Source organism: Allokutzneria sp. A3M-2-11 16 (genome assembly GCF_024213555.1).
GTDB lineage: Bacteria > Actinomycetota > Actinomycetes > Mycobacteriales > Pseudonocardiaceae > Allokutzneria.
Window position 1 is genome coordinate 129,015 of the sequence record NZ_JANAVO010000006.1, and the last position, 26,119, is coordinate 155,133.

The window sequence follows — 26,119 nt, forward strand, 5'->3', positions numbered from 1 at the left end:
TCACCGGCCAGTCCGGGCACCAGACCACGATCAGCCGGGCAGGCACAGCTGGACCGAGCGAGGTCGTGCGGCGGCGCCCCGGCCGGTGGCGTGGACCTCGACCTCGCGGTGGGTGAGGTGCCCGTCCCCGGTGCCCGCTCCGTACCAGCGGGCGTTCGCGCAGCGGAGCTCGACGTCCGCGGAAGGCCAGGGCCCCAGGGGAAGCAGCACCGTTCCGCGCTGGCGGACCCGTGCGGCGAGCTTGCGCGTCTGGGCGGCGCCGATCATGGTGGTGCCCGCGAAGGCCACCAGGTCCAGTCCGTCGGCGAGCGCGGCGACCACCTCGCCGAGCTGGGTTCCCGGGCGTGGCACCAACGCCATGCGCTCCACCGCGACCCCGGCCTCGGCGGCGGCCAGCACGCTCAAGCCCGGCAACCCGACGACCGCGGCCCAGGAGCCCTCGGCGGTGGCCGAGGCCAGTATCGCCAACAGCAGCGAGGTCGATCCGCGCAGCGCCACCGTGGCGCCGCGCCGCAACCCCGGCCACGGCAACACTTCCCGCAGCTCCGGCCGTACCGGGAGCGTGCGTCCGGCGAACTCCTCACCGGAGAAGGTGCTGACCCTGGCCAGGGACACCGCCGTCGACCTCCTCCGTGTGCGTGGGCGCGCGAAATTCACGAGCACACCCGCCACGGGGAAGGACGGCGGACGCTCGAACATGTGTTCGACTTGTGCCGCGAGTCAACCCCTTGCCGGTACGGCAAGTCAAGTCAGGGCAGGCCGAAGTGGACTGTCGTGACCAGCGGTTACCGACCGGTCACCCCGTGACTGTGTCCACAGTGGACACAGTGGACCGCGCTCCCGGCCGGATCTCAGAAGCGGCGGCGGCGCCGGGCCCTGCTCAGGAGTTTGCGGTAGCGGGCCGCTTCGCGGTCTCCCGGCGGCAAGTGCTCGGCCGCCCACTCGGTGACCGCCAGCAAGTGCTCTTCCGCCTCCGCCCACCGGCTCGCCCTGCCACAGGCCACGGCCAGTTTGGCGCGGACGTACACGGTGACCGGGTCGTCGGCGCCGAGCTCGGTCCGCGCCCGGTCGTGGAGTTCGGCCAGCTCGGCCAGTTGTCGATCCCAGGGCGCGAAGTCGGTGATCGCGCCGAGATTGCTCCACACCTGCCGCCCCTTGGCCTCCGCGGCTCGGGGGTCGCCCGGTGGCAGACCTGCCTCGGCCATGGCGGCGTGGTGCAGCGCCGCCACGTGATCGCCGCGCTCGTGGAGTTCGGCCGCGCGCAGGTGGGTTCGCACGAGCAGGGGATCCTCGCGCGGCAACCGCTCCGGGCGGGCGGCGAGAATCGCGTCAATGTGGCCGAGTGCGCGCTTGCCGGTCAGCAGGTGGGCCAGCCGCAGGCGGGTGACGACGACATCGCGGTGGCTCGGGCCGAGGCGGGTGAGCTGGTCCCGCAGAAGGCGTTTCAGCCGGGCGAGTTCCCCTTTGCCCCCGGTGGTCGGTTCCGGGTCACCGTCCACTTCGGACGATTCCCAGGCGTCACGGCCACTCGGCTCCTCGGGTGGTTCCGGCCGGGGGGCGGGTGCCGGTGCGGTCCTGGACAGCCAGTCCGCGAGTTCGCCGTGCCGGAAGTGGTACAGGCCGCCTTCGAGCCGGAGCACGTGGCGCTCCCGTGCGTCGTCCAGGAACCGCAGCAGCGCCAAGGGCAGCCGCTTGCGCAGCGCCAGCACCGCCGTCGCGACCAGCCACCAGCTCCACGATCGCAAGGCCAGTTCCCGGAGCACGGCGACGAACAGCCACAGCGCGAACAGGCCGCGCGCGATGTCCGGATGGATCGGCGCGATCTGGGGAGCCAGCAACGGCACGCCCAGGACCGCGGCGGCGAGCACCCGCACGATCGAGGCGCGCAGATCGTCGCGCAGCAGGTTCACCGGGCGCTCGGAGCCGGTCGCCCGCCATTCGTCGGCAGGGCCCGGACCGTGGTGCTCGGTGGCCTCGTCGGCGACGTACCAGATGACCAGGGCGAGCCCGATGGCCGCGCCGCCCAGGGCGGCCTGTCCGGGTGCGCGCTCGAAGGTCAAGGCGAGCATGCCGCCCGCCAGGGCTCCGCCCAGGACGAGGCCGATCACCCGCCGGAGGGGCGGGAAGGCGAGCCGCAGCGCCCCCGGCGCGACCGGGCTGAGGTGGTACCAGGGCAGGGGCGGCTCCCCGCCCCCGCCGGAGTACAGGCCGGTGATCGCTCCGGTGACCGCACCGGCCTTGGCGCCGATTCCCAGGGCGAGCCAGAACAGCGCGCTGGAGCCGTCCCCGAAGGGGAACACGGAACTGGCGACCGCCGCGCTGAGCGCGCCGAGCGCACCACCCGCGGCGGCCGAGAGCAGGGTGCCGGAGCAGACGTCACGGGCGATGTCCTTGCGCGAGCGCTTGACCGCGCCCGATCCCCAGGCGACGCGGTCCCGAGGCCCGAGCAGCGCCCCGGCCAGCCAGCCCGCCGTCACCGCGCCCAGAGCCGATCCGATCGTCACCGCCGTCTCGGCCGCGGACGGAGCCTGGATCCCGTTGAGCGCGCGCACCGAGTTCTCGAACCAGGACTGGAGGATCAGCAGTGGCTGCTGGAAGAAGTCCCCGGTGGTGTACTCCGGGGGATCGGGCGGCAGCGGCCCGAGAAAAGCCCAGGAGAGGTAGTCGGCGACCACGGCGGCGACCAGGCCGACGAGGAGGCCGAACGTGACGGCGAAGCGCCACCGCGGCACCAGCTGGAACAACCGCCACCAGGCGACGCCGTCGCGTCCGGTGTGCGTGGCCAGGAACTCCAGCCAGCCCGCCGCCTGCACGTCTGTCCACTTCGGACGGTCGCCGGGTCGCTGGTACGCGGCGGGCACCAGACCACTGAGCAGACGGCTGGTGATCGACTCCGCGGTCGGGTGCCGAAGGGGGTCGGCCAGCTCCGCGGGGCGGCTGGCCGGGGCTTCGAACACCTTGGCCGCGAGGGTGGCCATCAGCGGGGTGCTCAGCGACGTGGCGACCGGGCCGTCCGCGTCGCGCAGGGCAACGCGGACGGGATGCCATCGCTGCTTGTCCGCCGCGGACGGGAACACGGTGTCCAGCCAGGCGCCGATCGCGTCCGGGGTCAGCGGTTCGAGCGTGATGACCGCGGCGTCGCGCAGCCCGTGATCCGGGTACGCGTCGGTCCTGCTGGTCATGATGACGGCCTGCTTGAGCCACAGCCCGGAGTTCAGTTCCCCGAGCAGCCCGCTCCGCCGCTCCGGCGCCACCTCGTCGAAGCCGTCCAGCAGCAGCACGAACCGGTTCGACCGCAGCAACGCCACGATCAGGCGCATGCCCAACGGGTCCGATCCAGTCGTCACGTCGAGTTCGGGGAACACCCTGCCGACCTGCCGACTCGCCCACTCGGCGAAGGACACACCGCGTGACCACTGGCTCAGGTCGAGCACCAGTGGCACCGGCCCGCCGGAGTCGAGGGCGCCGAGGGCGTAGGTGAGCAGCCAGTCCGTCTTGCCGGACCCGGCCGTGCCGCAGACGACCAGCCTGCCCGAGGGCACCGCCTCGAACGCGTGGACGTAGTCCCGCTCGCGCGTCGCGCCGGAGGGCGAGGTGGCCAGCCAGGTCCCCGGCCTCGAAGCACCGGCCGACCGCCAGAACTGGGGCAGGCGCAGCTCGGGGAACAGCCTGCTGCCGTGCAGCCGCGCCCGGAAGTCGATCGCCGACCTGCCGCGCACCATCTCGATCGCCTGGTTCACCCGGTTCGGTTCGTCCAGCGCCGCGGTCAGCCGCTCGGCCCGCAGGCGGGGGAGGTCCTGCGCGACCAGCAGCAGCGCGGAGACCAGCCACAGCCCGACCGTCACCCAGATGGCGAACGGCTTGATCACGTCGAAGGGCGGGGGAACCGTCTCGCTGGTCATCACGTTGACCGAGATCGCCACCAGGGTGGTGATCCCGGAGGTGATCAGTGTCGCGCCCAGGAGTCTCGGCGGTATTCGCATGGGTTCAGCCACCTCGGTCCACCGGTTCCGACCATTACACCGCACATGATCATCCGAGAACAGCCCGCGGCCGTCGTCCCAGCCCTGAAACCCCCGCCCGCACTCCGCCCACCAAGTAAACTCTCCCCATGCACTCCACCCGTCCGCTCACCCCATCCCCGGCGGGTGCCGTCTAGAGAACCCCGTTTCGTACTCATAACGGGAAAAAGAGCGCTCCAATAACCCGTTTTGAGTACGAAACGGGATTTTGGGCTGCGGTGGGGATGTTTGGGGCGGGCTGGGTCGTCCACTGTGGAGGGTTCGGTGTTGACTCTCCCACCGGGGGAGAGTCCACCATGGCGGGCGTGATGGACATCGACACCCGCGGTCTGCGGCACTGCGAGACGACGGCCCTGGGAGTGCTGCTGCGGCACCAAGGACTCGACCTGTCCGAGCCGATGCTCTTCGGCCTCGGCTCCGGCCTGTCCTTCGTCTACTGGGACAGCAAGAACATGGGTTTCCCCTTCCTCGGGGGACGGGTCAAGCCGTTCGAGCTCACCAGGAACGCGGCCGCCTGCCTCGGGCTGGAGCTCCAGGTGGAGGAGACCGCCTCGGCCCGCAAGGCGTGGGAGAACGTGGCGGCCCCCATCGACGCCGGTCGGCCCGTCGGGTTGCAGCTCGACAGCTACCACCTGGACTACTTCACGTCGAAGGTGCGTTTCGGCGGTCATTTCGTGGCCATGTACGGCTATGACGACCGTGACGCCTACCTGGTGGACACCGACCAGCAGGGCGGAGCGGTGTCCACCAGCCTGAGCGGCCTCGCGCTGGCGAGGGCCGCGCGGGGGCCGATGACCGCCAGGAACCGGTCCTTCACCGTCACCGTTGCGAAGGCCGCTTCGCCCACGCGGAGCCAGATCATTCCCGCCATCACCGCGTGCGCCGACGCTTTCCTCAACCCACCCATCGCCAACCTGGGCCACCGTGGCATCGAGAAGACCGGCAAGCAGGTGCGCACTTGGCTCCAGCGCGCGGACGACCCGCGTCGGGACCTGCCGCAGGCCGCCCTCTTGATGGAGAAGGCGGGCACCGGCGGGGCCCTGTTCCGCAACCTCTACCGCGATTTCCTCGCCGAATGCGCTGACCTGGTCGACAGCGACCACCTGCGCACCGGCCACCGGCTGTACACCGAGGCGGCCGCGCTGTGGACGGAAGTCGCGGTACTGATCACGAAAGCCGGTGAGTCAGGCGATGCGCAGTGCCTCGCGCAGGCGGGCACCGTCCTCGATGACCTCTCGCGAATCGAGCGCGAGGCCATGCAGGCGCTGAGCCGCCTCTAAGCCTTGCCCTGCAAGTCCGCCCGCACTCCGCCCACCAAGTAAACTCTGCCCATGCACTCCACCCGCCCGCTCACCTCATCCTCGGCGGGTGCCGTCTAGAGAACCCCGTTTCGTACTCATAACGGGAAAAAGAGCGCTCCAAAATCCCGACAAGAGTACGAAACGGGGATTTGGGCTGCGGTGGTGATGTTCTGGGGGGAGATCACGATCGGTGGTGCCACGTGCAGGGCACGGGCTAAGCGTCCCGGGACTTCGTCGCGTGGCCGTGCGGGAAGCCGTACTTGGTGAGCCGGTTGTCCGTGCTCTCCGGCGCGTAGGACAGCGAGTAGAACATCCCGACGCTCAGGCCGAGCGCGAGCGCGGGGAACACCACCTCGGGCGGCCCGTCGAGTGCGACACCGAAGACCAGGTACAGCACGCCGAGCACGGGGGAGAGGACGACCAGCACCCGGAGGAAGTGCCGCACCAGCCACGTCCGGCACGTCAGGTCGCGCACCACCCAGTCGCGGTAGCGCATCGGCAGCGTGCCGCCGAACGCGTACCACAGCCAGAGCAGTGGATTCGGTCGCCGCATCCCCCGACCCTATCCCTCGCCGACACCGCCCGGGACGGCTCGGCGGTAACGGCCGGGCGCGACGCCGTGCTCGCGCTTGAACGCTGCGGCGAAGGCGAATTCCGAGCGGTAGCCGACCTCGCCCGCGACCGCGTTCAACGGCGCGTCGGACTCACGGAGCAGCCGCGCGGCGATGGTCATCCGCCACCACGTCAGATAGGTCATCGGCGGTCGCCCGGTCAACGCGGCGAACCGTTGGGCGAACGGAGCGCGCGACAACCCGGCCTCGGCGGCGAGCTTCGCGACTGTCCACGGCCGGGCCGGATCGTGGTGCATCGCCTGCAATGCCGCGCTGACGACGGGGTCGTTGAGCGCGGCGGCCCAACCCGTTGCCGAGCGGGCGGGCTGCTCGGCGAACCAGGCGCGCAGGAGGTAGACCAGCAAGGTGTCCAGCAGCGCGGGAACGAGCGCGTCCGTGCCGAGGTGGGGATGTCGTAGTTCCACGTCGAGAAGCTCGATGGCGGAGCGCAGTTCGTCGCGCGCGGACAGGTGGACGACCTCGGGCAGGTCGAGCAGCATTGGGTGCACGCGCGCGGGAGCGACCTCGTAGGCGCCGCAGAGCGTGACCGTATCTCCTTGCCCGGTAAGCGTGTGCCCTTGCGCGTGCGGCAGGAACACCACGTCGCCCGCGCTCAACACAAGTGGCTCGGTTTCCGGCCGGAGCAGGTGGCACGCGCCGTGCAGGACCACCTGGAACCCGGCCGCACCAGGCACCGGCGCGAACTCCTGACTCCACGGCGCCTGCCAGCCGACGCGCGCCGCCACGGGCTTGCCGGTGCGCATCACCGCGATCACGTCACTGAGCACGTCCACCGCGTCAGAATACGATCGCGTATGAAAGCAGGAGTGTGAAGCATGGATCGTCTCGCAACGGCTGCCTAGCGTTCATCGCATGCAGAGCGCGCGAATCCACCGCCACGGCGATCCCTCCGTCATCCGCGTCGAGGACGTCCCCGTGCCGGAACCCGGGCCCGGCGAGGTGCTCATCCGGGTCGAAGCGACCTCGTTCAATCCCACCGAAACCGCGCTGCGATCGGGTTTTCTGGCCGAGCTGTTCCCGGTGGAGCTGCCCTACGCGCTCGGGTGGGACGTGGCGGGCACCGTCGAGGGCGACCCGGTGATCGGCTGGCTGGACGGCGGGGCGGCGGCGGAGTTCGCGGTCGCGCCCGCAGAACGCCTCATCCCGGCGCCCACCACGATCCCGTTGGCCGAAGCCGCCGCGCTGCCGCTCGCCGGGCTGACCGCGTGGCAGGCGGTCGAGGACATCACGGCGGGCGAGCGTGTGTTGATCAACGGCGCTGGCGGCGGGATCGGCGGCTTCGCCGTGCAGCTCGCCAAGCACATGGGCGCACATGTGATCGCGACGGCGAGCGCGCGCAGCGCGGACGCGGTGCGCGGCCACGGCGCCGACGAGATCATCGACTACACGACCACTCCGCTCGACGCGGCCGGAGAGGTCGACGCCGTGATCAACCTCGTCCCGGTGGCCTCGGAGACCCTGGTTCCCTTGCTGGGCAAGGCAGGGCGGATCATCTCCGCGACCACGCCGGTCCCGGTCCGCGGTCGGCACGTCGTGGCGCGCAACGATCCCGCGCGGCTCGCGGAGCTGGTTCGCTTGGTGGACAAGGGAATTCTGGTGGTCGGTGTGACCGGGACGCGTCCTCTCGCCGACCTCGCCGAGGTCCACCGCGCGAGCGAGGCCGGGCGCGTTCACGGCAAGGTGATCATCAAGCCCGCGAGCCGGCGGTAGGAGTCCAGCACCTCGTCGCGGTCGAACCCGCTCGTGGTGATCATGATCTCGTCGGCGCCCGTGCGGTGGGTCAACTTTTCCAGCTCCGACGCGACTTCCGGTGCCGTGCCGTGGATCTGACCGCTCATGGCGCGCTCGAACAGCTCCCGTTCCCGCGCGGTCATGTCGATGCCCAGCACCTCGTTCGGGTGCACCAACGGCGGGAACACGCCGTGGGTCTGCGAGTAGGCCGTCGACCACGCTTCAGAGACCAGTAGTCGTCGTGCCGCCGCGGTGGTGTCCGCGACCGACACCGCGACTGCCACCACCACGTACGGCGTGGCCGACCACGGCGATGGGCGGAACCGTTCGCGGTAGCGCTCGATCTCGGCTTCCCGCGAGCCCGGGATCACCAAGGGCAAGCCGAGATCGGCCGCCGTGTCCGCCCCGGCGCCCGTGGCGAGGACGAAAGGGGACACGCGCAGGCCCTCGCCGGGGTTCGCACGCACTCCGACCGGAGAGGGGCCGGTGAAGTAACCCAGCAGCTCGGTGACCTGGCCGGGGAAGCCCTCCGCCGCGGCCTTGTCGCGACCGAGGGCGCGGCGGACGCCCGAGGTGAAGCCGACCGAGCGGCCCAGCCCCATGTCGATCCGCCCGGGGAACAGCGACTCCAGCACGCCGAACTGCTCGGCGACCACCAGCGGCTGGTGGTTGGGCAGCATCACCCCGCCCGTGCCGACCCTGATCCGCGTGGTCGACGCGGCCACCGCCGCCGCGAGCACGGTCGGCGCCGACCCCGCGACACCGGGCACGCCGTGGTGCTCGGCCACCCAGAACCGGCGGTAGCCCAGCGCCTCGACCGACCGGGCGAAACGCACGGTCGCGCGCAGCGCGCCGGGACCGTCACCGCCCGCGCGCACCAGCGAACGATCGAGCACGGAAAGCCGGGCGGGAAGCGTCACAACCCTTCCAACGTCGGGAAACGCAACAGATTCCCGAAGTTCACCTTGGGGAAAACCCGTGTCGCCGACGGGCGCGCACCGGTTGACTGTCAGACCGGGATGCCATGCTTCCGCCAGATCCCGATCAAAGGAGAACAGTGTCCGTCGCCAGTGCAGTCGAACCGAGAACCACGCCGCGGGAGAACCCGTGGCGCAGCCTGGTGGTGATCGCGTTCGGCATCATGATGGTCGCCCTGGACAGCACCATCGTCACCGTGGCCAACCCGGCGATCGGCGCCGACCTCGGCGCGACGCTCGCCGAGCTCCAGTGGGTCACCCACGGCTACCTGCTCGGCCTCGCGGTCTGCCTGATCACCGCGGGCAAGCTCGGCGACCTGCTCGGGCACCGCAGGCTCTACCTGATCGGCGTCGTCGGGTTCACCCTGGCCTCGGTGGCCATCGGCCTGTCCTCGGGCACCGGCATGCTGATCGGGGTCCGGGTGGTGCAGGGCATGTTCGGCGCGGCCCTGATGCCCGCCGCGCTGGGCATGCTGCGGATGGCGTTCCCGCCGCACCTGCTCAACCGGGCGCTGGGCGTGTTCTCCGGGCTGATCGGCACCTCGGCCGCGGCCGGTCCGATCGTCGGCGGCCTGCTGGTCTCCTCCTTCGACTGGCAGGCGGCGTTCTTCCTCAACCTGCCGGTGGGCGTGCTCGCGCTGGCGCTCGGCGTGCGCTACCTGCCGAAGAACCGGCCCGCCGACGAGTCGTCCTCGTTCGACCTGCCCGGGGTCGCGCTGCTCACCGTCGCCACCTTCGGCGCCGTGCTGGCGCTGGTGTTCGCCCCCGAGCACGGCTGGACCTCCTCGTCGACCCTGGTCCCCGGCGGGATCGGGCTGGTGTTCGGGGTGGCCTTCGTGCTCTGGCAGCTGCGCGCGCCGCAGCCGCTGATGCCGATGAGCCTGTTCCGCTCGGTGCCGTTGTCGGTGGGCACCGTGGTGTTGCTGATCATGGCGCTGGCGATGTTCGGCGGGATGTTCTTCCTGACCTTCTACGTGCAGGGCGTGCACGGGTTCACCGCGCTGGAGACCGGGCTGCAGCTGCTGCCGCTGACCGCGCTGCTGGCGGTCGGGCCGCCGCTGGCCAGCCGCCTGTTCGACCGGTTCGGCCCGCGCTGGCCGATCCTGGGCGGGCTGCTGTCCGCCGCCACGGCGATGTTCGGCATGGCCACGCTGAGCGTGGACGGCGGCACCGGGCTGCTGTCGCTGTGGCTGACGCTGCTGGGCGCCGGGCTCGGCGTGGTCATCGTCGGCGCCACCGAAGCGGTGATCGGCAACGCGCCGGTCAGCCTCGCCGGGGTGGCCAGCGGCATGCAGCAGACCCTGTTCCAGCTCGGCGGCTCGCTCGGCACCGCGGTCCTGGGCGCCGTCGTGTCCGGTCACGTCGGCGGCAACCTCGCCGACCAGCTCACCGCCGCGGGCGCGCCGACGCCGACCCCCGCCCAGGCGGTCGAATGGCAAACCGTTGTGGCGCAAGGAGGAGCGGTGATCCCCGAGGGCACGGCACCGGCCGTCGCCGAGGCCATCAGGCACGCCAGCAACGTCACGTTCGTCGACGGCATGTCGCTGGCGTTCCTGGTCGCGGGCGTGGCGCTGACCCTGGCCGCGGCGATCTCCGCGCTGCTCAGGCGCGGCGTGCCCGCAGGGGAGCCCGTCGTCCATGTCTGAGCGCGAGCGGGCCCGCGAACCCGAGGACCTCGGCAGGCTCTTCGTCGAGCGCGCCAACGCCGGTGACGTCGAAGGGCTGGTCGCGCTGTACGAGCCCGACGCGGTGCTCGCCGTCCCCGGCGGGCAGGTCCAGGGCTCGTCGCTCATCCGCGAGTTCTACGCGGGCCTGCTCGCCGATGGCGGGCAGTTCGCCCCGGGCGTCGCGCAATCCGCGCTGCGCAAGGGAAATCTCGCGCTGACCTCCACTGTCCTGGCCAACGGCAAAGCCACCGCGGAGGTCGCCCGCCGCCAGCCCGACGGCACCTGGCGCTGGCTCATCGACCAACCTGCCCTCTAGCGGGGCGGGAGTTCGCGGAAGATTCGCCGAAAGGGGGTTTAACCCGGGCCGTTCCGGGCGGCATTGTCGGGGAGACCGCCGCTTCCCTGCCGTCACCGAGCCCGGAGGTCCAGGCATGCACGAACGTAGGAGATCGCGGTTGAGCGCGCTGGCGCTGGCCGTCGCGCTGGTCGCGGCACTGCCGGGAACGGCGCACGCGGAGCCGCCAAGGGCGCTTCCCGGGGCGGCGACGGCCGACGAACTCCGGTGGCAGCCGGCGTTCGACTACGACGGCGACGGCTGCTACCCGACACCGGCGATCGGGCCCGACGGGATGCTGAACCCGGGGCTGAAGCCGAGCGGGGCGCTGAACGGGAACTGCCGCGACGCCGCCGACCTGGACAACACCAACACCTATTCACGGGCCAAGTGCAACAACGGCTGGTGCGCCTACATGTACGACCTCTACTTCGAGAAGGACCAGGCGGTGCCGCTGATCGAGAGCGGTCACCGGCACGACATCGAGCACGTCGTGGTGTGGGTGCGGAACAACTCGGCGCAGTACGTCTCCACGTCCGCGCACGGGAACTACACGACCAGGCCCGCGAACCAGGTGGCCTGGGAGGGATCGCACGCGAAGATCGTTTATCACAAGGACGGGGTGCTCACGCACGCCTTCCGGCACGCGAGCGCGACCGAGCCGCCGGAGAACCACAAGGGCGCCTGGCAGTACCCGCCGCTGGTCGGCTGGAACCACTACCCGCCCGGCATCCGCGACCGGTTCGCGCAGGCCGACTTCGGCAGCGCGAACCTCGGGTTGAAGGACAGCTCGTTCGGCGGGCAGCTGGAGCGGGCCAAGCCCTCCGGTATCCCGTTCAACCCGCACGGCTGACGTTGTGCGGTAGCTGACGGACGGCGGCGGAGCCCAGGGGGAGCAGCACGGCGATCGTGTAACCGACGCCCGCGCCCAGCGCCACCGCGGCGCCCCCGAAGGCGTCCGCCGCCGGTCCGACAGCGAGCTGGCCGAACGGGATCGCGATGTAGGACAACAGCGCGTCGTAGGCGGAGACGCGCGAAAGCGACTCCGTGGGCACGTGTTCCTGCAACGAGGTCTCCCAGCTGATGGCGACCGCGGACGAGCCGAGCCCGGCGACGAAGGCGGACACGACCAGCCAGGTGATCCCCGCCCCGGAACCGAGCACGATCAACGGCAGCCCGCCCAGCGCGCCCAGGACCGAACCCCACCGCAGCAGGTACCGCGTCGCGAAGCGGAACATCAGCGCGCTCATCACGAGCATGCCGACGCCGCGCGCGCTGAGGACGAGCCCCCACGCTGCCTCGCTGCTGATCTGCCGGGTCAGCTCCGGGCCGAGGATCTGCCACGTGCCGGTGTTCACCAGGTTCACCACGCAGAACGCGAGGGCGACCTGCCACACCCACGGGATGCCGCGGAAGGTCCTCCAGCCGTCGCGGATGTCGGCGAGGATGCCCGCGCGCTCGGCCGGGGGCGTGGTGGCCAGGCGCGGGAGCCGGGTGAGGCAGGCCGCCGCGACGAGGAAGCTCAGCGCGTCGAAGGCGATCGCGGGACCGCCGCCCACCGCGACCACCAGCACGCCGGAGAGGGCGGGGCCGATGATCTTCGTGGCGTTGCGCGCCGTGCCGAGCAGCGCGTTGGCCTGGCGCAACCGGTTGGCGGCGACGAGTTCCGGCACGATGCCGCGCAACGCGGGCGTGGTGAAGGCCATCAGCACGCCGTTGGCGAAGGAGAGCGCGGCCAGCGCGGTCAGGTCGTAGGCGTCGGCCAGCAGCAGCGCGGCGACTCCGCTCTGGGTGAGCCCGCAGCCGAGGTTGGCCACCACCAGCACCGCGCGGCGCGGCAGGCGGTCGGCCACCGCGCCGCCCACCAGCAGGAAGCCGAGCATCGGCACCATGTGCGCGGCGAGCACGACGCCGAGGTCGCCGGTGCGCCCGGAGGCGTCCAGGACCGCGAAGGCGAGCGCGACCGGGGCCATCGAGCTGCCGAGCAGCGAGACGAGCTGCCCGGCGAAGAACCAGTGGAACCCGGACCGGGTGAGCAAGGGGGAAGGCATCGGGCGAGTCTGCGGAGCCCCCGCACGGCGCACTATTGTTTCGCGTGGAGGCGAAAGCAATGGCATTGCTGCGGTTGAGCGCGCTGGCGCTGTCCCGGTCGAGGTTCGCGCTGTCGCCGCTCGCGGAGACGGTGGGCTCGCTGCTCGCGCTGAGCAAGCCCTGCGAGGACCCGTGGCTGGCCGACTGGCACGCCCGCCACCGGGCCGCGCTCACCGCACGCCTTGAAGGGAATCCGTTCGCGGCGGGCCTGGTCCGCCTGCTCGGCTCCACGAAGTGGCTGCCCGACCACATCGTCATCCCGCCGCGCGGCGGGATGCGCACCGCGCTCGCCGACGAGCTGGTCGAGGTCGCGGCGGCCGAGGACGATCACGTGGTCGCCCAGCTGACGGTCTCGGTGCGGCGGAGCTGGCGGCGGCACGACCTGAAGTGGTTGTCCGGCAAGGGTTTCGCGGCCAGGACCGCCGAGCTGCTTGACGCGGTGTGGCACGCGCACGTGCTCCCGGACTGGCCGCGCCGCAAGGCGTTGCTGGAGCGCGATGTCACCTACCGCGCGGGATTGCTGGCCGCCTACGGGTGGCCGCGCGCCGTCGAGCGGATGAGCAGGCGCAGCGCGTGGGTCGGCGTCGACGCGATCCGCTTCAGCGACCAGGAGGCGCCGGACCGCGTGGTCGGCGACGAGGGCATGCTCTTCGTGCCGATCAGCGCCTCGCGTGGCTCGTGGCTGTGCGAGGCGCCGCCGGATCGGCACGGGTTGGTCTACCCCGCGCGTGGCCGCGCCGAGCCGGGACGCGAGCGGGTCGACGGCGCGCTGGACCGGCTGATCGGCGAGAACCGGGCGACGATCCTGCGCGAGCTGGAGGAACCCGCGACCAGCAGCGAACTCGCCGCGCAGCTCGGCCTGTCCCTGGGGACGATCGGTGGCCACCTGGCAGTGCTGCGCGACGCGGACCTGATCATCGGCGAACGCGTCGGCCGCCGCGTGGTCTACCGCCGCACCGAAGCGGGCGATGTCCTCACCGCGACCGACCACACCTAGCGCCCCACCACTAAACCTGTCCCGCGCAGTGGTTGTGGCGTCTTCAAGTACACCGCACCCCCGCCCAGCGCGTCTCAAACCGCCACGAACCCTCGTTGCTGCCGGGGGTTAGTCGCTGTTAGCGATCGCTGGAGCGGGGGTTGGGTGTACTTGAAGACCGCCGAACTCGGCTGCCGTCAGGCGAAGGCGTGCACAGTGCCGCGCAGTGCGGCCGTGCCGTTCTCGCAGAACTGCTCGTAGGTCGCGGCGAACGCCTTGACCTTGCCCTCGGCGTCGGTGACCAGTTCGGTGATCGTGAAAGAGCCGCCGAGCTGGTTGCAGCCACGTCCGTTGCCGCTCACGCTGAGCCCGGGGGAGCCGTCGTTGAACGGGTACCGCTTGGCGCCGTGTAGGTGCCCACGGCCAGCTTCTGGCCCTGCGCCGGAGCGAGCTCGACGCGCCAGTCGTCCCGCTGCCCGGACACCCCGAACGAGAGGGCGCCGTCAACGGAACCACCGACCGTGAACACGGTGTTCGCGCCGCGGTAGCTCTTGCTCTTGCCGCCGCCGATGTAGTCACCGGGCGCGCTGACGAACTCGTAGGACAGCGGGAACGCCTGGTAGCGCACGGTTCCCTTGAGCGCGGGGCTGTTCGGCCCCTCGCAGTTCTGGGTGAAGGTCGCCTCCAGCACCGTCACCGCGCCCGAGGCGTCGGTCTCGATCTGGTCGATCGCGAACTCACCCCAGACCTGGTTGCAGCCGCGCCCGGTGCCACCGACGTCCAGGCCGGGAGCCCGGCCCGTGCGGAACGACGCGCGCTCGGCGTCGCGGTAGACGCCGGGGTGCAGCCGCTGCCCGCGCGGGGCGGCGAGGTCGACGTGCCACCACTCCTTGCCATCGGCGGAGTCCACCCGCAGCGTCAGGCCCTCCGCGTTCCCGGACAGCCCGACCTTGTCCTTGGGCGCCCGGTAGGAGCGCGTCGCCCCACCGCCGATGTAGTCCCCCTTCTCGCTGACGAACTCGTAGGAGCTGACCGGGGTCCGCTCCGCGGCCTTCGGTGCGGCCCCCGCCGCCCCGTTCATCACGAGTCCCGCGAGCAAGGTCAATCCAACCAGGACAGTGCCGTTACGGCGCATGCCCGTTTCCCCTCTCATCGTTGCCGGTCCACACCGGCCGCGAGGACGCTATATCGGGGGACCGACAACGCGGAGGGGCATTTAAGCAATCGTGAATCAGCGGACGACCAACACCAATTTTCCTGATGTACGACCGGTTTCGCCCAGCTCGTGCGCCTTCGCGGCCTCGGCGAGCGGGAAGCTGCCCGCGACCACCGGGCGCAGCTCGCCCTTCTCGATCAGCTCGGCGATCGCGGTCATCCCGGCGTGGTCGGCCTCGACGAGCATGGGCACCGCGCGCACGCCGACGCGCTCGGCCTCGGCGATGAGATCTTCCTGTCCCACGGGCAGGATGGTGACGAGGATGCCGCCCTCGCGGAGCGTACGCAGCGACCGCATCGCGGTCTCACCGGCGAGCGAGTCGAGCACCACGTCCACGTCCCGGACCGCCTCGGCGAAGTCGGTCTCGCGGTAGTCGATCACCTCGTCCGCGCCGAGCTCGCGGAGGAACTCGTGCTTGCCCGCGCTGGCGGTGCCGATCACGTGGGCGCCGAGCGACTTCGCGATCTGCACGGCGAAGTGCCCGACCCCTCCGGCTGCGGCGTGGATCAGGACGCGCTGGCCGGGGCGCAGCCGGGCGGTGTCCACCAGCGCCTGCCACGCGGTGAGCGCGGCGAGCGGGACGGCGGCGGCCTGGACGTGGTCGAGGTTGGCGGGCTTGGCGGCGAAGGCCCGCGCGGGACCGGTGACGTACTCGGCGAAGGAGCCCGCCCCGTGCGGGTAGGGCAGCATGCCGAACACCTCGTCGCCCGGCTTGAACAGGGTGACGCCGACGCCGACCGCCTCGACCACGCCGGAGACGTCCCAGCCGAGGACGAACGGCGGTTCGCCGAGCCAGAGGCCGTTGGCGCGGTGCTTCCAGTCGGTCGGGTTCAGGCCCGCGGCGTGCACGCGCACCAGCAGCTGGCTCTGCGCTGGGGTCGGCTTGGGCAGTTCGATCTCGGTCAGCACTTCAGGGCCGCCAAGGGTGTTCTGGCTGATCGCGCGCATCTTCTCGCTCATGGGCACCATGCTGTCGCCGCGGCGTCCTTCGGAAAATGGCATGATTGCCACTCTTCGATAGGATCGTGCCATGCATCAGGTCGCAGTGCTGGCGTTGGACGGCGTCTACCCGTTCGAACTGGGGATTCCCCGGCGGATCTTCGGCGCGCTGCCAGAGCACTACGCGATCCGCACGTGCACCGTCGACGGACGTCCGGTGCGCACCGACGCGGACTTCACGGTCGCCGTCGAGCACGGCCCGGAAGCGTTGGAGTCAGCCGACACCGTCGTGATCCCGCCGTTCGACCTGACGGTGGTCACCGGCGGCCTGCCCGAGCCCGTCGCGGCCGCGCTCGCACGTATCCGTCCCGGCACGCGCATCGTGTCGATCTGCACAGGGGCTTTCCTGCTCGCCGCGATGGGACTGCTCGACGGGCGGCCCGCCACGACGCATTGGTGCCAGAGCGCGCTTTTCCGCACCATGTTCCCGGCTGTGCGGCTGGACCAGGACGTGCTGTTCGTCGACGACGGCGACGTGCTGACCTCCGCGGGCGCCGCGTCCGGGGTGGACGTGTGCCTGCACGTCGTGCGGCGCGACCTCGGCAGCCAGATCGCCAACAGCGTCGCCCGCAGGTGCGTGGTCCCGCCGCTGCGGGACGGCGGCCAGGCGCAGTTCATCGACCAGCCGGTGCCGGACCCCGCGATGACGAGCACGGCCGCCACGCGGCAGTGGGCACTGGAGCGGCTGCACCTGCCGTTGACTCAGTCCGATCTCGCGGGACACGCGCGGATGAGCCTGCGCACCTTCGCCCGCCGGTTCCGCGACGAGGTCGGGGTGAGCCCCGGCCGGTGGCTGATCCAGCAACGCGTCGCGCGGGCGCGCGAGCTACTGGAGGCCAGTGATCTCTCGGTGGAGCAGATCGCCGGGCAGGTCGGCTTCGCGACCGGGACCTCGCTGAGACAGCACCTGCGCGACGCGCTCGGGGTCTCGCCCGTCGCGTACCGGCGGACCTTCCGGACCGAGATGGTGTAACAACGGTGCAGGACCAGGTCACTCGCCTCGGTCACGAACTCGATGATGGCCTCGACCCACCAGAGCTGCTCCGGCAGCACACCGGAGACGACCGGGCCGATCGCCATGGCGACCTGCCTGATGTTCTCAGCGAGTTTCCTTCCCATATAGATACGTCGAACCGGGAGCGCCGGGATCGACATCAGACGGGGCGGAGTGGCGAGAATCTTGGTGACTTCGCTGCTCTTCGCCGGGCACGTCGGGGCGATGGCCTCGGTCTCCGATGAGCTGGTCCGGCGCGGCCCTCGGCCAAGCAAGCCGAGGGCCTCCCGGCGATGTTGGAGTCGGTGCGGGGCTGGCGGTGGTGGGTTGTGTTTTCGCAGTCCGCGTGGGTCGTGGTTGTTGGGCTCCCAATGGCCCCGTGTTCGCCCGCCTTCGAGATGTCCTGGGGGAACGTGCCAGGCCTGCTTCACGTGGTGGGAGGCCTGTTCCACTGATTGCTGATGTGGACGTCGGTGTCGAGGCGTTCGAGAGCTGCCAGCTCCTGGCTCGGGCCGGGTTCACCTTCTTCTGGCATGAGTCCGAGCATGCGCTGAACCGCTCGGGCTGGCCCGCGGCGTTGCCGGGCATGCCTTCGGCGTAACCGCAACAGACAGGTGGAGAGACGCGGGGGTCGGTGAGAGTGGAGAGGAGCCGACATCGATCGAGAAGCGGCGCAGACTGCCCTCCTAGCGGGTGACAGCGAAGGTGTGGACGAGCTGGGTCTGGTGGTGACGGATCCGGGTCCCGGCGTCTAGCAACGCCGCGACGACAGAGAAGTGGTTGGGATCGGCGGTGATCGCCTCGGTGCGGATTCAGTCGTCATAGCGCTCAGGGTGTTGCCACACCACGCGACCGGTGGTGGTGAGGATGTCGGCGCCCGTGTCGAACGAGGTGGTCCCCTGGATGCCTGCTGACCCACAAATGGTGTCGGCCCGCTCGGCCTTAAGGATGTCGGTAAAGGGGCTGTCGACGGGGACGGCCGAGAGGGTGCAGGTCACGGAACAGGGCGCGCAGGGTGACCGCGGGGCTCCACCAACTCCCTTGCCATGGACCAGAAGTACGTCACCGAGTTCCCCAACATCGACTCCGCCGATGTGCGGAACCGCCCTGTAGGTAGCGCCGCGAGGCGGTGGGTTCGCTCGACCTCAGCCAGGACCGGGTGCCAGCTCCGCCAGCTGGGCCTGAAGCTGCTCGCGCCGGCGATGATGCGCTGGGCCGATCGCGTCCAATGCCTGATGGAGAAACGCCTTCGCCTCGTCAGGGCGTTCCCGCGCCACGGCCTCTCGCGCCAGCCCGGCCAACGCTTTCGTCACCGTCAGCGTCCTGCCGTTGTCGGTGGCCGACCGAAGGATCCGGATTAACTCACTCCGGCCGTCGGCTGTTTCGCCTGCGGCCATCAAGCTGTCGGCGAGCCGCAGCCGGGCGATCTCCTCGGAGTTCGTGGAGTGGTTCTCGATGGCACAACGCACCGCCGCACGGTGGGCTGCGACGGCTTCCGGGATGCGGCCGAGGTGCCGGTAGGCGGTGCCGAGGAAGCACAGGGAGAACGTCTCGGTGTAGCGGGCCCCGGTGTGGCGCGCCGCTTTCCGAGCGGCGTCCACTGCGGTGACCGCGTCGGTGTAGTGACCGCGGGCCAGTTCGCACTCGGCGATGCCGTTGAGGATGTCGGCTAGGCCACCGGTCACTCCCAGCTCCCTCTTGACGTCGAGTGCTTCCCGATAGTGTGCCAGGGCCGTGTCGAAGTCCAGATCGTTGCCGGCCAGCAGCGCGTAGATGGTGTGCACACCGGCCAGTGACCTGGGCTCGTCGGCCTCGCGTGCCAAGGCGAGCGCCCGCTCAAGCTGGGGTTGCCAGGCGGTGCCTGGATCGTGCCGGGTCTGGCTGTAGACGAGTGCGGCCAGGATCTGTGCGGCCAGGCCGGGCTCCTCGCCCGTGTCGACTCCGTGGTAGCCCTGCCGCAGGTGGTCGATGCTCTCCTGGACGTCACCGTGGACAAGGGTGAAGCGCCCCAGCACGTATCGGAAACGTGCCTCCCCTTCGGCTGATCCGCCCCTCTTTGCCGCCCGCAGACCCGCTGTCAGGAGACGATCCCGCTCCGGCAGGTCGCCGAACAGGTGAAGGTGCCAGACCGAGCACAGGGCCAGCCGCCATCCGAGTTCGTCATCGCCCGCCCCGAGGATGTCCTGACTGACCGCGAGAACGTTGCGGCCCTCCGCGGTGAGCCAGGCTGAGGCCTTCTCGGCGCCGGACAGGTCCGGGGCGAGATCACTTCGCGTGCTGCGCGCGGAGACGAAGTACGACTGAGCCGCGAGCTGGTCCATCACCGTGCTCATCGCGACGAGGAGGTGTTCGGCCAGCCGTGCGCGGGCCGCAGCCCTGGTGCCTGGCGGGTCCACCGTGTCTAGCAGGGTGACGGCGTACTCGCGGAGCAGGTCGTGAAGCCGGTAGCGCCCCGGCACCGCCTGCTCGACCAGGCTGGCGTCGAGCAGCTTCTCCAGCAGCGGCTCGACCGAGGAGACGCCCAGGTCGGCGAGCACGGCTGCGGCTCGGATGTCCACATCGCGTCCTGGGTTGGCGCCGAGGTGTCTGAGCAGGCGCTGTTGGTCGCTGGGCAGCTGCTCGTAGGAGGCGGTGAAAGCTCCTTCGACGCTGCGGTCGTCGAGGCTCAGCTCCGCCAGTCTGCATGTGTGGTCGGCCAGCCTCACCGCGAGGTCGGCCACCGTCCAGCTCGGCCGATGCCGCAACCGTGCTCCGGCGATCCGCAGCGCCAGCGGCAGGTAGGCGCACGATCGCGCCAGATCACGCGTCGCCGCCTGTTGTTCCTGTGCGCGCCGCACGCCGACGATCTGGGTCAGCAGATCCACCGCATCGTGCTCGTCGAGGGCGCCGAGGTCGATGTGGACAGTGGACTGGACGCTGACGAGCCGCCGCCTGCTGGTGATCAGCACCGCGCAGGTGGGCGATCCCGGAACGATCTGGTTCACGACGGCGCCGTCTCCGGCGTTGTCCAGAATGATCAGCCATCGACCGAGCGCGATCTCCGAACGCCACAGGCAGAGTCGCTGGTCGGTGCCGCGAGGGAGCGGACGGGAGGAAATCTCGGTGCTGGTGAGCAGGTGGTCGAGAACAGCCTCCAGCGTCAGGGCCTCACGGCCGGGGGTGTGCCCGTGCAGATCGATGAAGATCTGCCCGGCCGGGTACTGGCCGGCGAGGCTTCGTGCGGCGTGGACGGCCAGCGCGGTCTTGCCGGTCCCGGCCATACCGCTGATGGTGACGACTGCCGGGGCGCCACGCCCCGTGGCGGTCACGGCGGCGCGGATCTCACCGAGCTGCGCGTTGCGCCCCACGAACAGCGCGTCCTGGTAGGGCAGCTCATTGCGGCCAGCGCCATCGCTGTGCCGAAGCACCGCCAGGTGGATCTTCTGGAGTTCGAGGCCGGGTTCGGTGCCGAAGGCCTCCAGCAAGCGGTGCCTGGCGTCCGCATAGACCGCCATCGCTTCCGATTGGCGGCCGGCGCGGAACAGCGCCCGGACCAGCTGGCCGATCAGCCGCTCGTCGAAGGGGCGCAGCGCGAGCAGCGAGCTCAGCTCCGGAATCACCGCCGTGTGCCTGCCCCTGACCAGATCGATGTCGACCTGGTCGGCGACGACCCGGATTCGCAGCTCTTCCAGCCGGGTCTTCTCGGCCTCCAGACCAGGCAGGCCACCCAGCACGCCACCGCGGAACAGCGACAGTGCCCGCGCGTACCGCTGGGCGGCCTGATCCGGGTGGCTCGCCTCCTCGGCGAGACGAACCAGTCGGGTGAACTCCTCCAGATCGAGATGACCTTCACCAAGGCGAAGGCGGTAGCCGTCGCGACGCCGCTCGATCAACCCAGGATCGGGCAGGAGTGCGCGAATCCGGTAGACGTAGGTCGGGATGATCCTGCTTCCGGACTCGGGCCAGACATCGCCCCAGACAGCCTTGAGTAGGTCTTCCGAGGCCACGACCTCGTTGGCGCGCAACGCGAGCGCGGCCAGCACCGCCTGCTGGCGAACAGGACCGCAGTCGATCGGCCGCCCCGCGGCGGTCACCACGAACGGCCCGAGTACCCCGAAGTGCAGCGCTTCGGTCATGCGGGGCATTGTGCCCGATCACCTGCTCTCACAACCGCCAGGCACCAGCAGGCTGATGACCGTGTGCGCCAAGACTTTCCGCAGCGACGGGAACGGTGACGACGGCGGCCTCGTGACGGAAACCTCGTTCGAACCGAGTCCCGGTACAACCTCGTCTGCGATCCCGGCTTCCTATTGGTGACCTGGGATCGCGCGTGGAACAACAGGGGCGCGCGCACGGCCGGAGTGGACAGCGAGACCGCCCGCTACATCGAGACTGTGCGTGGGTTGGAGGGGCTCCTCCGCTGCGGGTCGTTCTCGACGGGCTACCGGCACATCCTCGGGTGGCACGTTCTCCTGCGGGTAGCCGTACGTCTGGTAGTTCTTGTAGTTGTGGTCTCGACACGTCGCGACCGCGCGGTACTTGCCCGTCCCGCCCGTGCACCAGGCTTGCACGCCCTGCTGAGTCTTGCCCACCACCACGGAGTGGCAGTTCGTCGGCTCCGCGTTCGCCGCGACCGCACCGAAAGCGAGCAGTGATGCCGCGGGGGCGGTGCTCGCCGCGACCGAGCCGGCCAGGCGACCGACGGAAATCTTCTTCATGCCCGCTCCTTCATGTTATGTATCGATTCAACACTGAATCGGTGAATTGAGGCTAGAGCGGAGAGTGGGGTCGGTCAACGAGCGCGGCGATATGAGATTGGGGAACACAAGTACCGATTCTCTTCCTCCTTTTGGGGGACGCGTGTCATCGAGATGTCATGATCGTCAGGGTGGCTTGATGTAATGGGGTCTGCGGGGGACTTGGGTGAACTTGACGGCGGGGCGGGTGTGTGTTCACAATCGGCCCGTATATCGCGTCCTGAGTCGGCCGGCTGGGTGTGGTCGGTTCGCTGTTTCATCGTTTCGTTCTTGCTCGTTGTTCGTGTTCGAGGTGCCAAACCGGTGTTGTCGTTCGTCCTCAATAAGGAGAATCCGTTCATGTCGAGAACTCTGATGACGGTGTTCGCCACGACCGGCCTGCTGCTGGGCTCCTCCGGTCCGGCTCTCGCCGTGCCCCTGGTGCCTGTGGGCAACAAAGTGGTCTTCACTGGCAACTACGACACGGGGAACTTCGGCCAGTGGAGCACCTGTCAGTGGCGCGGCTACAACAGCTCCTGCAAGGACTGGAAGCAGGGGCCCTACATGGCCAAGATCGCCGACGGCGGCCCCGGTCACGCCACGGCCGCGCGCTTCGAGGTACGCGACGGCGACGTGCCACCTTTCGGTGGTGGGGAACGATCGGAGGTATCGGCGGGCGGTTCCGCCGGCGCGGGGGTGAAGGCGGGCGATGAGCGGTGGTATGAGTTCTCGCTGCGCTTTGATGCGAGTTTCACCAACCCGCGAGGTGGCTGGTTCATCCCGATGCAGTGGCACTCCGGCAGCGGGTCGCCGCCCCTGGCACTGGAAGTAGACAATAACGGCACGCTGCACTTCGCCAACAACCGCGTCAACAAGCGCACGGAGATTGGCCCGATCCAGAAGGGCAGGTGGGTCGACTACGTGCTGCACGTCAAGTTCTCCCCAGGCTCACAGGCCCTCGCCGAATCCTGGGTCAACGGCGTCAAACAGCCCGGAGTACACCGCGTACCCAACATGGCCGGTGACAGCAACTACCTGAAGATGGGCATCTACCGCGACGGAGGAAACAGCGACACCGCCATCCTCTGGCACGACGGCCTACGCATCACCGCACCCTAAACCAGTGCGGTCGGGACCCGGGTGGGATTCGAGCGCGCCCGAAAAGCCTGCGGCAATCTTTATTTCGATACTTAACCGCCAACCTTTCGAGTGACGGCACTGGGGTCTGATGGTCAACCGGTCGCGAGATCATGCGGCATCCCTCGTCAACTATTGAACATTCCCTGCGATTGATCACTATCGCTTCCGCCTCCGATGTGGCTGGAGCGCGATCTTGCGAGATGTGGAACTGGGGACACCATGATTGCGCACGATGAGTTGGCTCTAAGATGGGGCGCGTAGAGGTATCGGTTCGGTTCATTCCTCTGACGCGAGGTGGAGGTTCGTGTTGCGTGCGTCGCCGTTTTGCTACTCTCCTCGCCGAGGACGCACCTAATACCTATTGCAGGGGGAGAATCCCGCATGGCTCAGCGCACTATCGTCCAGCTCATTGACGACCTCGACGGCACGGCGGCAGAGGACATTTCACGTATCGAGTTCGGCGCCGATGGCGTGACCTACGAGATCGACCTGAACGAGGACAACGCCGCGAAGCTCAGGGATGCGCTAGCCCCGTTCGCCGCCGCCGCGCGTCGTATCGGCGGGCGGTCCAAGCGGGGACCGAGCTCGCGTGGGGCGAATGCTGGGCGGAGCAAGGACGAGACCCGGGCGATCCGGGAATGGGCCAAGGCCAACGGCCACGAGATCTCCGACCGTGGCCGCATCCCCAGCGGCATCATCGAAGCCTACGAAACTGCCGGTACGGCTTGACCAGCGAAACGTGTCTGTCACCCTCGCGCCCTGATCGCAGGTGCGAGGGTGGCGGACTTCGCCACTACCCGCCGCTCTGTGTGCGAGGAGTTCGCCGCCTCGGCTTGACCAGCTGCTTGATTGCAGGGGAGGGGCCCGGCTCGATTGAGAATATGGCTCGGGGAATTCACTTGGCGAGAGTGAACGATTACAGACTCAGAGATCCATTGATATCTCTCACCTGAGCCAGCGTTCCGTCAGTGGGGCCCTCGACCGAGTTTGTCACGCTCGCCCGATTTTCACTACTCGGGCAACGCTGGCAGTATCTAATCGAACCGGATGGCAGCGGTCTGCCGTTCCCTGGTCGTCTCGTGCCCATTCCCACAGCTGAGGTCGCATCGTGCGGTCCTTTGGTGAGTACGAAGCCACTGCACGAGGTCGTCGGCGCCTTCACGGACGGCTGCGTCGAGCGGGGTGAGGTTTTTCCAGTGGGGGAGCCAGTTCACGTCGGCGCCGCGAGCGAACAGGTATTCCGCGCAGCGTTGCCGTCCGCCGTGGCATGCGCCCCAGAACGCCCACGTGATCTCCTCCGGAGCGGGTGTCGTGGTGGCGAAGCGGGCGTCGATTTCCTCGTGCAGCCCGAGGGTGGCGAGGTCGACGAGCGAGGTGCGGGCCCCCTCGTTCGACCAGGCGCGAGGCCACGTTCCACTGCTTGAACCCGCGGGCGTCGGCCAGCGGGGGGCCGCCGCCGAGGACCGCGCCCGGTGTCTCGATGTCGGCTCCGGCGTCGAGGAGGGCGTCGAGCGCCGCGACGTCGTCGCTGCTGGCCGCCCAGTGCAACGGCGTTTCCTCGTGCGGGCCCCGGAAACGGGCGTTGACGTCCGCTCCCGCTTCGACCAGAGCCTGGATGCTCTCCGCGACACGCGGGAAGTGACCAGGCCAGTCGGTGGCGACGTGCGGCAGGGACCGGGACATGCCCGCGGTGCGTCATCTCCGAGCCTGACCGTGGCCAACCATGGATTCGCGGCCAGCTGTGCGCGTAGCGCGGCGATGTCTCCGGAATGGATGGCAGCACAGACGGCGACCGCCGCGGGATGCTCGGTTCTGAGGGTCTTCATCACGGACAACTCCTTTCGGCTTCACTGCCCATCATGGAATGCGCAGCCGGAGTGGACGAAGTCGACGAGCACCCGGGTGGGAGCGGTGAGAGCGCTGATCTGGTGGCAGAACTGTGAGCGCTCATGGCAGGGGGATTTTCGGAGGACGCCCTCACGACGATCTGCCGGTCGGCCAGGAAGGGGTGAGGAGGTGGTAGTGAGCGGCGTCTTCGAAGCCCTCATCACCGGAGGTGAAGGAGACCGGGTCGGTGAACACGTGGACGAAGCCGACGCGCTCGGCGGCGTAACGGGAGGCGGTGTTGCTCAGGGCGAGGCGTCGTTTGCCCGGCCCTCCTCAGAGCGTGGACGGAATGCCCATGTCACTACGACTTGTAGCGCCTCGGTGAGGACTCCGCGGCCTCGCGAGTCCGGATGCACCGCGTAGTCCACTTTGGCCTCGGTCACGTTGCTTCCTACCAGGTCGAACAGTTGAATATGGCCGACCATGCGGTCGGTGGTACGGTCGGCGATGCACCAGTTGATTTTCTCGCCCCGAGCTTCACCCTCACGTTGGCGCATGATCACGGCTGCGCCGTCGGGCAGGAGACGGACCTCCTGTAGCCGGCCGTTGAAGTGACGAGTGCGGGGATCGAGCATGATCTCGCCGTAGCGGTGCGTGTCGGAATCCTCGACCAGGCGCAATCGCAATTCGTCAGAGGTCATCAACGGGGGGATGTGCCAGGGGTGCCGGGGCCTCGCGCGGATCGTCGGGGCGCAGCGAGCCGATCCATATGTCACGACGCTCGCCACGCTGGCTGCCCAAGGACGTGACCATGCCGTCGAAGGTGAAGCCAGTCGACCAGGCGACCCTGCGCGCGGCCCAGTTGCCAACAGCGGCTCGCCAGAGCACCAGTTCCGCACCGTACTCGCTGAATCCCCAGTCAACCAAGAGCCGGACCGCTCTGCGGCACACCCCGCGGCCACGAACCTGAGGATGCACGCCGAAGATAATCTCGCGCACGCCGTCATGTCGGTGGAGCAGGCCGACGGAGCCGGAGAAAAGCCGAGTACCGTCAGCATGCGGCGCCTCGATAGCGAATAGCGCCTGAGTGCCGTCAGCCCACGCCGACGGCGTCCTCACAGAGATGAAGTCCACAGCGTCGTCACGAGCGTAGGGCGTGGGACCGACGTCCAGCGGATCGTATCCAGGTCCCGACATTGCGCGACAACACCCTCCACATCGGACAGTCGGTGGGCGCGCAGGGGTGACCACGCCGTCGGTGAGCGTCGGAACGTTGACGAGAGGCGGCCCTGTCCTGCTCAGAGGAAGGCAGCGCCTTCCCGAGGTCGACGCGCACGCGCCGAGGAGGGGCGAGCCAGCGGTGAAGCTGCTGCTTGGGGCGCCCCCCCACCCTCCAGTCGAACGCATGTTCGAGAATAGAAGTAAAGTTGGTCGCGCGGTTCAGTCACAAGTCCCGCATGGGACCCGTCCCTCGGGGAAGCAGGGACGGGTCATTTT

The 26,119-nt window shown here is 69.5% G+C and carries 24 protein-coding genes; 9 read left to right on the forward strand and 15 right to left on the reverse strand.

Features of this window, described 5'->3' with window-relative positions:
- Positions 1-30: 30 nt before the first annotated feature.
- Positions 31-615, reverse strand: coding sequence for a hypothetical protein (locus tag NLX83_RS28400; protein ID WP_254238268.1), 585 nt, complete (start codon positions 613-615; stop codon positions 31-33).
- A gap of 236 nt (positions 616-851) precedes the next feature.
- Positions 852-3,983, reverse strand: a complete 3,132-nt coding sequence (locus NLX83_RS28405) for an NACHT domain-containing protein (RefSeq protein ID WP_254238269.1) — start codon at positions 3,981-3,983, stop codon at positions 852-854.
- 335 nt (positions 3,984-4,318) lie between these two features.
- Between NLX83_RS28405 and NLX83_RS28410 the strand changes: the two genes are divergently transcribed.
- A complete protein-coding gene (locus NLX83_RS28410) occupies positions 4,319-5,302 on the forward strand; it encodes a BtrH N-terminal domain-containing protein (RefSeq protein WP_254238270.1) in 984 nt (327 codons plus the stop codon).
- A 235-nt stretch (positions 5,303-5,537) separates the two neighbouring features.
- Here the strand turns inward: NLX83_RS28410 and NLX83_RS28415 are convergent, their stop codons facing one another.
- Together NLX83_RS28415 and NLX83_RS42020 are read right to left on the reverse strand one after the other, a co-directional pair.
- Positions 5,538-5,876 carry a DUF5313 family protein gene (locus tag NLX83_RS28415; RefSeq protein ID WP_254238271.1) on the reverse strand — a complete coding sequence of 113 codons (339 nt, stop codon included), beginning with the start codon at positions 5,874-5,876 and terminating at the stop codon, positions 5,538-5,540.
- 9 nt (positions 5,877-5,885) lie between these two features.
- Positions 5,886-6,728 carry a helix-turn-helix transcriptional regulator gene (locus tag NLX83_RS42020; RefSeq protein WP_254238272.1) on the reverse strand — a complete coding sequence of 281 codons (843 nt, stop codon included), beginning with the start codon at positions 6,726-6,728 and terminating at the stop codon, positions 5,886-5,888.
- 79 nt (positions 6,729-6,807) lie between these two features.
- On the opposite strand from NLX83_RS42020, the gene NLX83_RS28425 reads away from it, so the two are divergent.
- Positions 6,808-7,665 (forward strand): NADP-dependent oxidoreductase, encoded by an 858-nt coding sequence (locus NLX83_RS28425; protein ID WP_254238273.1) that lies wholly within the window; start codon positions 6,808-6,810, stop codon positions 7,663-7,665.
- Here NLX83_RS28425 and NLX83_RS28430 read toward each other — a convergent pair.
- Positions 7,626-8,606, reverse strand: coding sequence for an MsnO8 family LLM class oxidoreductase (locus NLX83_RS28430; protein ID WP_254238274.1), 981 nt, complete (start codon positions 8,604-8,606; stop codon positions 7,626-7,628). The two genes, NLX83_RS28425 and NLX83_RS28430, sit on opposite strands and share 40 nt — an antisense overlap.
- 137 nt (positions 8,607-8,743) lie before the next feature.
- Between NLX83_RS28430 and NLX83_RS28435 the strand changes: the two genes are divergently transcribed.
- The 3 genes from NLX83_RS28435 (at position 8,744) to NLX83_RS28445 (ending at position 11,517) form a co-directional block, all read left to right on the forward strand.
- Positions 8,744-10,309, forward strand: coding sequence for a DHA2 family efflux MFS transporter permease subunit (locus NLX83_RS28435; protein WP_254238275.1), 1,566 nt, complete (start codon positions 8,744-8,746; stop codon positions 10,307-10,309).
- On the forward strand, positions 10,302-10,646 hold the full coding sequence (locus NLX83_RS28440; protein WP_254238276.1) for a YybH family protein: 345 nt from the start codon (positions 10,302-10,304) through the stop codon (positions 10,644-10,646). The genes NLX83_RS28435 and NLX83_RS28440 overlap by 8 nt, the downstream gene beginning before the upstream one ends.
- Positions 10,647-10,761: 115 nt before the next feature.
- The gene (locus NLX83_RS28445; protein ID WP_254238277.1) at positions 10,762-11,517 is read left to right on the forward strand and encodes an NPP1 family protein; all 756 of its coding nucleotides are present in this window, start codon (positions 10,762-10,764) and stop codon (positions 11,515-11,517) included.
- On the opposite strand, the gene NLX83_RS28450 is transcribed toward NLX83_RS28445, so the two are convergent.
- Positions 11,501-12,715 (reverse strand): MFS transporter, encoded by a 1,215-nt coding sequence (locus NLX83_RS28450; protein WP_254238278.1) that lies wholly within the window; start codon positions 12,713-12,715, stop codon positions 11,501-11,503. The two genes, NLX83_RS28445 and NLX83_RS28450, sit on opposite strands and share 17 nt — an antisense overlap.
- 44 nt (positions 12,716-12,759) lie before the next feature.
- Between NLX83_RS28450 and NLX83_RS42025 the strand changes: the two genes are divergently transcribed.
- Positions 12,760-13,752 carry an ArsR/SmtB family transcription factor gene (locus tag NLX83_RS42025; protein ID WP_254238279.1) on the forward strand — a complete coding sequence of 331 codons (993 nt, stop codon included), beginning with the start codon at positions 12,760-12,762 and terminating at the stop codon, positions 13,750-13,752.
- Between the two features lie 176 nt (positions 13,753-13,928).
- Here NLX83_RS42025 and NLX83_RS28460 read toward each other — a convergent pair whose 3' ends face one another.
- The 3 genes from NLX83_RS28460 to NLX83_RS28470 form a co-directional block, all read right to left on the reverse strand.
- Positions 13,929-14,093, reverse strand: a complete 165-nt coding sequence (locus NLX83_RS28460) for a hypothetical protein (RefSeq protein ID WP_254238280.1) — start codon at positions 14,091-14,093, stop codon at positions 13,929-13,931.
- A complete protein-coding gene (locus NLX83_RS28465; RefSeq protein WP_254238281.1) occupies positions 14,090-14,836 on the reverse strand; it encodes a hypothetical protein in 747 nt (248 codons plus the stop codon). Before NLX83_RS28465 ends, NLX83_RS28460 begins: the two co-directional genes overlap by 4 nt.
- Positions 14,837-14,962: 126 nt before the next feature.
- A complete protein-coding gene (locus tag NLX83_RS28470) occupies positions 14,963-15,895 on the reverse strand; it encodes an NADP-dependent oxidoreductase (protein ID WP_254238343.1) in 933 nt (310 codons plus the stop codon).
- 82 nt (positions 15,896-15,977) lie between these two features.
- Between NLX83_RS28470 and NLX83_RS28475 the strand changes: the two genes are divergently transcribed.
- The gene (locus tag NLX83_RS28475) at positions 15,978-16,919 is read left to right on the forward strand and encodes a GlxA family transcriptional regulator (protein WP_254238282.1); all 942 of its coding nucleotides are present in this window, start codon (positions 15,978-15,980) and stop codon (positions 16,917-16,919) included.
- Between the two features lie 833 nt (positions 16,920-17,752).
- Here the strand turns inward: NLX83_RS28475 and NLX83_RS28480 are convergent.
- The 3 genes from NLX83_RS28480 to NLX83_RS28490 form a co-directional block, all read right to left on the reverse strand.
- The gene (locus tag NLX83_RS28480; protein WP_254238283.1) at positions 17,753-17,938 is read right to left on the reverse strand and encodes a hypothetical protein; all 186 of its coding nucleotides are present in this window, start codon (positions 17,936-17,938) and stop codon (positions 17,753-17,755) included.
- 147 nt (positions 17,939-18,085) lie between these two features.
- Positions 18,086-21,055, reverse strand: a complete 2,970-nt coding sequence (locus NLX83_RS28485) for an AfsR/SARP family transcriptional regulator (protein ID WP_254238284.1) — start codon at positions 21,053-21,055, stop codon at positions 18,086-18,088.
- A gap of 171 nt (positions 21,056-21,226) precedes the next feature.
- The gene (locus NLX83_RS28490) at positions 21,227-21,637 is read right to left on the reverse strand and encodes a hypothetical protein (RefSeq protein WP_254238285.1); all 411 of its coding nucleotides are present in this window, start codon (positions 21,635-21,637) and stop codon (positions 21,227-21,229) included.
- A gap of 342 nt (positions 21,638-21,979) precedes the next feature.
- Here NLX83_RS28490 and NLX83_RS28495 point away from each other — a divergent pair, with 342 nt between their 5' ends.
- Together NLX83_RS28495 and NLX83_RS28500 are read left to right on the forward strand one after the other, a co-directional pair.
- Complete coding sequence (locus NLX83_RS28495) at positions 21,980-22,774, forward strand: polysaccharide lyase (protein WP_254238286.1); 795 nt, start codon at positions 21,980-21,982, stop codon at positions 22,772-22,774.
- Positions 22,775-23,176: 402 nt separating this feature from the next.
- Entirely contained in the window at positions 23,177-23,524 is a 348-nt protein-coding gene (locus NLX83_RS28500; RefSeq protein ID WP_254238287.1) for a histone-like nucleoid-structuring protein Lsr2, read from the forward strand.
- A gap of 429 nt (positions 23,525-23,953) precedes the next feature.
- Here NLX83_RS28500 and NLX83_RS42315 read toward each other — a convergent pair whose 3' ends face one another.
- The 3 genes from NLX83_RS42315 to NLX83_RS28510 form a co-directional block, all read right to left on the reverse strand.
- Positions 23,954-24,478, reverse strand: a complete 525-nt coding sequence (locus NLX83_RS42315; RefSeq protein ID WP_374118822.1) for an ankyrin repeat domain-containing protein — start codon at positions 24,476-24,478, stop codon at positions 23,954-23,956.
- A 446-nt stretch (positions 24,479-24,924) separates the two neighbouring features.
- Positions 24,925-25,323, reverse strand: a complete 399-nt coding sequence (locus tag NLX83_RS28505; protein WP_254238288.1) for a GNAT family N-acetyltransferase — start codon at positions 25,321-25,323, stop codon at positions 24,925-24,927.
- Complete coding sequence (locus tag NLX83_RS28510) at positions 25,313-26,029, reverse strand: GNAT family N-acetyltransferase (protein ID WP_308209395.1); 717 nt, start codon at positions 26,027-26,029, stop codon at positions 25,313-25,315. Before NLX83_RS28510 ends, NLX83_RS28505 begins: the two co-directional genes overlap by 11 nt.
- Positions 26,030-26,119: the final 90 nt, after the last annotated feature.

Coding starts and splice junctions, on each gene's coding strand:
- NLX83_RS28405 (WP_254238269.1), bottom strand. CDS start 3,983: ATGCGAATACCGCCGAGACTCCTGGGCGCGACACTGATCACCTCCGGG.
- NLX83_RS28410 (WP_254238270.1), top strand. CDS start 4,319: ATGGCGGGCGTGATGGACATCGACACCCGCGGTCTGCGGCACTGCGAG.
- NLX83_RS28415 (WP_254238271.1), bottom strand. CDS start 5,876: ATGCGGCGACCGAATCCACTGCTCTGGCTGTGGTACGCGTTCGGCGGC.
- NLX83_RS28425 (WP_254238273.1), top strand. CDS start 6,808: ATGCAGAGCGCGCGAATCCACCGCCACGGCGATCCCTCCGTCATCCGC.
- NLX83_RS28440 (WP_254238276.1), top strand. CDS start 10,302: ATGTCTGAGCGCGAGCGGGCCCGCGAACCCGAGGACCTCGGCAGGCTC.
- NLX83_RS28445 (WP_254238277.1), top strand. CDS start 10,762: ATGCACGAACGTAGGAGATCGCGGTTGAGCGCGCTGGCGCTGGCCGTC.
- NLX83_RS28450 (WP_254238278.1), bottom strand. CDS start 12,715: ATGCCTTCCCCCTTGCTCACCCGGTCCGGGTTCCACTGGTTCTTCGCC.
- NLX83_RS28470 (WP_254238343.1), bottom strand. CDS start 15,895: ATGCGCGCGATCAGCCAGAACACCCTTGGCGGCCCTGAAGTGCTGACC.
- NLX83_RS28475 (WP_254238282.1), top strand. CDS start 15,978: ATGCATCAGGTCGCAGTGCTGGCGTTGGACGGCGTCTACCCGTTCGAA.
- NLX83_RS28485 (WP_254238284.1), bottom strand. CDS start 21,055: ATGACCGAAGCGCTGCACTTCGGGGTACTCGGGCCGTTCGTGGTGACC.
- NLX83_RS28490 (WP_254238285.1), bottom strand. CDS start 21,637: ATGAAGAAGATTTCCGTCGGTCGCCTGGCCGGCTCGGTCGCGGCGAGC.
- NLX83_RS28500 (WP_254238287.1), top strand. CDS start 23,177: ATGGCTCAGCGCACTATCGTCCAGCTCATTGACGACCTCGACGGCACG.
- NLX83_RS42315 (WP_374118822.1), bottom strand. CDS start 24,478: ATGTCCCGGTCCCTGCCGCACGTCGCCACCGACTGGCCTGGTCACTTC.
- NLX83_RS28505 (WP_254238288.1), bottom strand. CDS start 25,323: ATGACCTCTGACGAATTGCGATTGCGCCTGGTCGAGGATTCCGACACG.
- NLX83_RS28510 (WP_308209395.1), bottom strand. CDS start 26,029: ATGCGTTCGACTGGAGGGTGGGGGGGCGCCCCAAGCAGCAGCTTCACC.